At 61.8% G+C, this 1,051-nt stretch carries 1 protein-coding gene; it reads right to left on the bottom strand.

All coding sequences use genetic code 11. The features are described 5' to 3' along the window. Positions 1 to 7: 7 nt before the first annotated feature. The coding region (locus tag AC1RKI_RS30070) for a bifunctional UDP-4-keto-pentose/UDP-xylose synthase (RefSeq protein WP_492798435.1) at positions 8 to 1,051 on the bottom strand (1,044 nt) is incomplete at its 5' end.

Genomic DNA, 1,051 nt, shown 5'->3' with positions numbered 1-1,051 from the left:
GCGCGCCTCAGTTGCCAGCGTCGACCAGCGTGCGGGCGTCCACCACCTTGTCGCGGTACGCTTCGAAGATCCGCCGCAGCGCCTGCTCCATCGTCACCTCGGGCTTCCACCCCAGCTCATTGATCGTGTTGTCGATCTTCGGCACGCGGTGCTGCACATCCTGGTAGCCCTTGCCATAGAACTCACCCGACGACGTCTCGACGATCTTCGTCTTGCGCGCCTCGTCCGCGTACTCCGGATAGTCGGCCGCCATCTTCAGCATCATCTCCGCCAGTTCGCGCACCGAATGGATATTGGCAGGATTGCCAATATTGAAGATCTTGCCGCTGGCCACGCCGCCCTGGTTCTCGATGATCCGCATCAGCGCCGAGATGCCGTCCGAAATATCGGCAAACGCGCGCTTCTGCTCGCCGCCATCGACCAGCTTGATCGGCTCGCCGCGCACGATATGGCCCAGGAACTGCGTCACCACGCGCGACGATCCTTCCTTCGACTCGAAGATCGAATCGAGTCCCGCGCCGATCCAGTTGAACGGCCGGAACAGCGTGTAGTTCAGGCCCTGCTCCATGCCATAGGCGTGGATCACGCGGTCCATCAGCTGCTTGGAGCACGCATAGATCCAGCGCGGCTTGTTGATCGGGCCGTAGATCAGCGGCGACGCTTCCGGATCGAATTCGTCGTCGGCGCACATGCCGTACACCTCGGACGTCGACGGAAACACCAGGTGCTTGCCGTACTTCACCGCGCTGCGCACGATCGGCAGGTTGGCCTCGAAATCGAGCTCGAACACGCGCAGCGGATTGCGCACGTAAGTGGCCGGCGTGGCAATCGCCACCAGCGGCAGAATCACGTCGCACTTGCGGATGTTGTACTCGATCCACTCCTTGTTGATGGTGATGTCACCTTCGGAGAAGTGCATGCGCGGATGGTTCACCAGATCGCCAAGGCGGTCCGACGACATGTCCATGCCGTAGACCTCCCACGGCGTGGTTTCCAGGATGCGGCGCGTCAGGTGGTGGCCGATGAAGCCGTTGACGCCAAGAATCAGGAC

It is taken from the genome of Cupriavidus sp. GW822-FHT06G04 (genome assembly GCF_058799075.1).
Note: the sequence above shows the minus strand (reverse complement) of the source record. Positions and strands in the feature narration are given on the sequence as shown.